The organism is Marinobacter antarcticus, from assembly GCF_011049865.1.
Lineage (GTDB): Bacteria > Pseudomonadota > Gammaproteobacteria > Pseudomonadales > Oleiphilaceae > Marinobacter > Marinobacter antarcticus_A.
Map to the genome: position 1 here is coordinate 52836 of NZ_DRGY01000106.1, position 6623 is coordinate 59458.

Here is a 6623-nt window from a genome sequence, read left to right on the forward strand (position 1 = left end):
TGAAATATCCTGCAGGAGATTAAAATGGTTATTCAGCTTCAACGCCCTGAATGGGGCGAACGGTTTCCCATTGCTTGCAGCTTGGACACAGCCAGTGAAGTTGCTGACCCGAGAAACCGCAGCTTACGCAGCGATAAACCGGCCGGTTGGCCAGGATCAGAACACCGATACGGCTGACCAGGCGGCCTTCGTCAGTGTTCATGCCTTTTTCATACCCTGCCATTTCGACCAGCCGTAGAAGCGCGCGCACGCTGGGGCGGATTTCAAGCTCCTTGCGCAGCAGTTCGATTGCCGCCGAGCGCCCGGATACCCGCTCAACCGATTCTACCAACGCCAGCAACAAGCTGGTGCTCGGGTAAGTCTGATAAAGCTTACGCAACTTCTTGACCAGCCGACCAATATCGCCGTGCTCATGCTCCAGCTTCATCAGGCGATCAATGGATTCAGGCCCGAAATCAGGGTTCTGATCAAATACTTTCAGCCCCTGATTACCTGCCTCTCGGTAACTGCCCTGCCTGATCAGTATCTTCATCAGGATCAGTGTTGCCCGAACGCAGGAGCGATCGTAATCCAGCGCTTCCCTGGCGAGCTTCTGGGCCGTCCAGCGATCATCCTGCCCAAGAGCCTGCTCAGCTCGCTCGCAGGTAAGGTACGCCAAATCCTTGTACATCGCAGGATCCGCGTCGTTTTTGGTCAACGTCCGGGCCACATCTGACGCCTTGCCCCATTCCCGTTCCTGTTGATATAGATCGATCAGTTGCTCGGCTGCCTTTCGACCATACTCACGATCCCCCATCAACTGCTGCAACAACGCTTCCGCGCGGTCCAGCAAGCCTGCGTTAAGGAAATCCATGGCAAGTTCAAGTGTGACCTGGGGGGAAAATCGTGGAGGTAATTCGGGTCTTGCGAGCAGGTTTTGATGAACCAAAATGGCCCGGTCGGTTTCGCCTTTGTTGCGGAAATGCCGGCCAATAGAAAGGTGAAGGCTAACGGTATCCTTGTTGACAGCCAATGACTGTACAAAGTTGTCTACCGCCTGATCTGAATAATTGGTGAACAAAAATTGCAGTCGGTCTTTTACTGACTCTTCGTCCGCAATCTTCGTTCGGGTGCGGTTGCGATCGCTACCCAGCCGGCCAACAAACCAGCCAACGGCAACTGCAATCGTCAACAGCAGCCACTGAAACACTATGTCCATTAAATAGCCCGGTCGTTCTGAACTCTGGTTTTCTCCAATGCCTGCTCTGCGCGATCAAGTCGTTTCTGGAGCGCACGGCGGGAAACCGACGTTCGGAAAGTCGCCAGCACAGTCATCAGAACACCTACAAGCGCGCCAATTACGAAAGCCATGATAATCCAGACAGCAACGCCGTGGGGCTGGGTCTCGAATACCAGAAAGTTAAGCGCAACGGCCATCTGATTATTCAACGAGAACACGAGCGCCAGCAATACCAGGACCAATATCAAAAGAATCAATAGGATCTTCTGCAACCCTGCCATAGTTTTAGCTCTCCCAAACGCTTGTAAATGCCCGAATTAAAGGTGTTCGCTTCAGGGATAAAGGCTGTTAAAACCCCTGCTTCAAACTGTCGTTCACCTGTTCACGCAATTCCTTGCCGGGCTTAAAGTGAGGAACATACTTTGCGGGCAACTGTACAGCTTCGCCAGTTTTCGGGTTTCGACCAGTGCGTGCCGCCCGATGATGAAGAGAAAAGCTGCCAAACCCCCGTATCTCAATTCGCTGCCCGCTGGCAAGCGATTGGGACATGTGTTCGATCACTGTTTTTACTGCCAGCTCAACGTCTTTCACTGAGAGCTGTGTTTGTTTTGAGGCTATTAATTCGACCAGTTCTGACTTCGTCATGAGGCACTTTCCTCTATTCTTTTTTGTTCGGCCGTTAGTTGCCGAATTCCTACCTCCCCTAGTTTAGCTAAATCATAAAAAAACACAAAAAAAACGGGCTCTTAGAGCCCGTTTTTTTACTACCAACCGGAGATTAGTCCTTGTTGGTGTTTTGCTGCTGCATCTGTTCCTTGATGAGATCACCAATAGTGGTCGCACCGGAGGACGTTTCTGCAGTTTTCGTACGCACGGTATCAATAGCCTGCTTGTCGTCTTCTACGTCCTTGGACTTGACAGACAGGTTGATAATGCGGTTTTTGCGATCGATGCTGATGATCTTAGCTTCGACTTCTTCGCCTTCTTTCAGAGCGTTGCGCGCGTCTTCAACGCGGTCACGGCTGATTTCAGAGGCTTTCAGTACCGCTTCAACTTCTTCGTTCAGAGCGATGGTGGCTGCCTTCGCGTCAACCGCAGAAACAGTGCCCTTAACGATGGAGCCCTTGTCGTTCAACTGAACGAACTCGGCGAACGGATCGCTCTCAAGTTGCTTGATACCCAGAGAGATGCGCTCACGCTCGGGATCTACAGACAGGATAACGGTGTCAACATCGTCGCCCTTCTTGTATTCACGAACGGCTTCTTCGCCGGTTTCGTTCCAACTGATGTCTGACAGGTGAACCAGACCATCGATGCCACCGTCCAAGCCGATGAAGATACCAAAGTCAGTGATTGACTTGATCTTACCGGAGATTTTGTCACCCTTGTTGAAGTTGCCGGAGAAGTCTTCCCATGGGTTGGAAACACACTGCTTGATACCCAGAGAAATACGACGACGCTCTTCATCGATATCCAGAATCATCACTTCCACTTCATCGCCAACCTGGACGACTTTAGACGGATGGATGTTCTTGTTGGTCCAGTCCATTTCGGACACGTGAACCAAACCTTCAACGCCCTCTTCCAGCTCAGCAAAGCAGCCGTAATCGGTCAGGTTGGTTACGCGGGCAGTAACCCGTGTGCTTTCCGGGTAACGACCTTTGATATCAACCCAGGGATCTTCGCCCAGCTGCTTCAGACCCAGAGATACGCGGTTACGCTCACGGTCGAACTTCAGAACCTTAACGTTAATCTCGTCACCAACATTCACGATTTCGCTCGGATGCTTGATGCGCTTCCAGGCCATATCGGTAATGTGCAGCAGGCCGTCAACGCCGCCCAGATCTACGAACGCGCCGTAGTCGGTCAGGTTCTTGACGATACCCTTGATTGACAGACCTTCGGTCAGGGTTTCCAGCAGAGCTTCGCGCTCGGCGCTGTTTTCAGCTTCCAGAACGGCGCGGCGGGAAACAACCACGTTGTTACGCTTCTGGTCCAGCTTGATAACCTTGAATTCGAGCTCTTTGTTCTCCAGGTGCGCGGTGTCGCGAACCGGACGAACATCTACCAGGGAACCCGGCAGGAAGGCACGAATGCCAGCCAGATCAACGGTGAAACCACCTTTGACCTTGCCATTGATAATACCTTTGACCACTTCTTCAGCTTCGAAGGACTTCTCGAGTACCTTCCAAGATTCTGCCCGCTTGGCTTTCTCACGGGAAAGACGGGTTTCACCGAAACCATCTTCTACTGCATCCAGTGCTACGTCGACAACGTCGCCGATCGCTACTTCTAACTCGCCTTTTTCGTTCAGGAACTGGGAGGCGGGGATAACGCCTTCGGACTTAAGCCCGGCGTTAACTGTGACCCAGTCGCTATCAACATCCACTACGGTTCCCTGGACGATGGAACCTGGTTTCATGTCAATTTCTTTTAGACTTTCTTCAAAAAGATCCGCAAAGCTCTCGCTCATTATGAGTCCTATAGGTTCAACGCAAGTATGCTCCGTGCCACCAGCAACACGGTCTGTTAATAAGTTCCAGAATCAGCCAGCGGCTGGCAGATTTCGCTGTTTCCGGCATTTCAACGACAAAAAGGTGCAGTCAGGTCTGGCTTACTGCTGCCATACACCTGTCCAACACCTCCTGTATACTCAAACCCGTAGAATCAATGACTTGCGCATCATCTGCCGGTTTGAGAGGGGCTGCGGAACGGTTTATATCCCGTTCATCGCGAACCCGTATCTCCTCTAAAACGGCGTCAATACTAACATCGACTCCCGCCGCCTTCAACTGGCTGAAACGCCTTCGGGCCCGCTCTTCGGCGCTGGCGGTCAGAAAAATTTTAACTTGCGCCCCCGGAAAGACCACGGTGCCCATATCCCGCCCGTCTGCGACCAGACCCGGCGCTTGCTGGAAATCTCGCTGTCGCTGCAATAGCGCATCGCGAACCGGCTGCATCACGGCTATGCGTGATGCGTTATTTCCGCAGGTTTCTGTGCGTATATCAAAGGTTACATCTTCGCCAGCCAGAATCACTCTTGCAGGCTCGCCTTCGGGTGTTGGTTTGAACGCCACGTCCAGAGACGCTGCCACTGCTACCAATGCGGCCTCGTCCTCCAATGGCACATTTTGGCGAACGGCCGCCAGGGCCGTCAGCCGATAAAGCGCGCCACTGTCGAGCAAGTGCCAGCCGAGTTGTTTGGCCAGCATCTGGGTAACCGTCCCCTTGCCTGAACCCCCGGGGCCGTCAACGGCGACGACTGGCGCGCTACCTTCCGACATCAATGTGCTCCCTTTTCGGCGCCTGTACTGGAATTCTCGGCTGAGATGTTGATGCCGGTTTCTTTTGCAAGATCGACAAAACCTGGAAACGACGTCGCGACGTTAGCGCAATCGTTTATTTCAATTTCTCCGGTAGCCCGCAGCGACGCCATAGCAAAAGACATGGCAATTCGGTGATCGCCATGACTGTAAACGGAGCCGCCTTTAATGATCTGACCACCCTCGATAATAATGCCGTCTTCCGTGACCGTGGTTTCAACACCCAGTGTAGCCAAGCCATCCGCCATCACCTGAATACGGTCACTTTCCTTTACCCGCAATTCTCCGGCACCGGCCAGTACGGTGCGGCCGGTGGCGCAGGCGGCCGCAATAAACAGCACCGGAAACTCATCAATGGCCAAGGGCACCTGATCTTCAGGGATATCAATACCTTTAAGCTCGGCGGAGCGCACGCGGAGATCTGCAACTGGCTCACCGCCGATTTCCCGCTCGGCCATAATGTCTATATTCGCGCCCATGAGCCGCAGAATATTGATGACACCGACCCGTGTCGGGTTCATGCCCACGTGGCGCAAAATCAGATCAGAACCCGGAGCAATGCTGGCCGCCACCAGGAAGAAAGCCGCCGATGAAATGTCCGCCGGGACATCAATTGCGTTCGCTGTCAGCTTGCCGCCGCCTCGCACGCTGGCCGTTGGGCCGTCGCGCTCTACTTTATAGCCGAAGCCGGCCAGCATACGCTCGGTATGATCACGAGTGGGCGCAGGCTCGGTAACGGACGTAGTGCCTTCGGCGTACAAGCCGGCAAGCAACAGACAGGATTTTACCTGTGCACTTGCAACCGGCATATCGTAGTGCGCACCGGTCAGTTTCTTGCCCTGAGTGCCACGAATTTTCAAAGGCGGGCGACCGCCCTGCGCCGTATCAATAACGGCTCCCATAGATCGCAATGGGTCTGCCACACGATTCATGGGCCGGGTTGAAAGGCTGGCATCGCCGGTGAGCTCAGACTCAAACGGCTGTGCGGCCAGCAAACCGGCGAACAATCGCATGCCGGTGCCCGAGTTGCCCAAATAGATCGGGCCACGGGGCGCCTGCAACCCATGCATGCCAACGCCGTGAATCCGCACAAAACCATCATCGGGACCCTCAATGGCAACGCCCATGTCACGAAACGCCTGAAGCGTCGCAAGGCTGTCTTCACCTTCAAGGAACCCTTTCACTTCGGTTATACCCTCGGCGAGAGCGCCGAGCATAATCGAGCGGTGGGACATGGATTTATCACCGGGCACCCGTATATCGCCGGTTACCGTGCCACCGGGCTGAAGACGGAACGTCATTTGGTTTTCACTGTTATTTGTCACGTAAGCCTGCCCTGAAAGCATTTTTGAAAAGTGTTCACGCGCCGCCTTGGCGCGACTGAATACCCGCAACAGCGTGGCGCCGTCCTGGTCAGCAATGGCCGTGCGCAACTGATCCAGATCGTGGGTAAAATGATCAATCACCCGGAGAACAGCGTCGCGGTTGGAAAGAAAAATATCGTGCCACATAACCGGATCGCTAGCAGCAATCCGGGTAAAATCACGGAACCCGCCGGCCGCATACCGAAAAATATCCATGTTCTCGTGTTCGCCAGCCAGCGTATCGACCAGTGAGAAAGCAATCAGATGGGGCAGATGGCTGGTCGCAGCCAGCACCTCATCGTGGTAAGCCACAGACATGGTAAGCACGGTGGCACCGCACGCCTCCCATAAGGCCATCAGCTTCTCGAGATGAGAGCGGTTCACGTTGTCAGGTGGTGTCAGTATCACCTTATGATTGCGGAACAGCTCCGGATTGGCAGCGCGGATGCCGCTTCTCTCTGACCCGGCAATGGGATGCCCGGGAATGATACGAGGCGAGAACTCCCCGAACACTGCTTCAATATCTTTTACAAAACCGGACTTGGTACTGCCCACATCGGTCAGGATCGCATCTGCAGCAAGATGCGGTTGTATTTCTTCTAGCACTTTGCGAATCGCCTGAACCGGAACCGCCAGTACCACAAGGTCTGCGCCCTGCACAGCCTCTGCGGCGGTTCCCGCGATCGTATCTATAATACCCAGTGACTGACCCAGCAA

Annotated in this window: 6 protein-coding genes; all 6 read right to left on the minus strand. The window is 53.9% G+C overall.

Translation table 11 applies throughout. The annotated features are described in order from the left end of the window. Nucleotides 1–28 precede the first annotated feature (28 nt). Nucleotides 29–1198 (minus strand): lipopolysaccharide assembly protein LapB, encoded by a 1170-nt coding sequence (lapB, locus tag ENI00_RS13555; RefSeq protein WP_304103383.1) that lies wholly within the window; start codon nt 1196–1198, stop codon nt 29–31. Continuing rightward, complete coding sequence (locus tag ENI00_RS13560) at nt 1198–1500, minus strand: LapA family protein (RefSeq protein ID WP_304103386.1); 303 nt, start codon at nt 1498–1500, stop codon at nt 1198–1200. Before ENI00_RS13560 ends, lapB begins: the two co-directional genes overlap by 1 nt. A 67-nt stretch (nt 1501–1567) precedes the next feature. Then, a complete protein-coding gene (locus ENI00_RS13565; RefSeq protein ID WP_304103389.1) occupies nt 1568–1864 on the minus strand; it encodes an integration host factor subunit beta in 297 nt (98 codons plus the stop codon). Between the two features lie 133 nt (nt 1865–1997). Further along, nucleotides 1998–3692, minus strand: coding sequence for a 30S ribosomal protein S1 (rpsA, locus tag ENI00_RS13570; protein ID WP_304103392.1), 1695 nt, complete (start codon nt 3690–3692; stop codon nt 1998–2000). 130 nt (nt 3693–3822) lie between these two features. After that, complete coding sequence (gene cmk, locus ENI00_RS13575; RefSeq protein ID WP_304103396.1) at nt 3823–4503, minus strand: (d)CMP kinase; 681 nt, start codon at nt 4501–4503, stop codon at nt 3823–3825. Further along, the coding region (locus tag ENI00_RS13580; RefSeq protein ID WP_304103399.1) for a bifunctional prephenate dehydrogenase/3-phosphoshikimate 1-carboxyvinyltransferase at nt 4503–6623 on the minus strand (2121 nt) is incomplete at its 5' end. The genes cmk and ENI00_RS13580, both read right to left, overlap by 1 nt.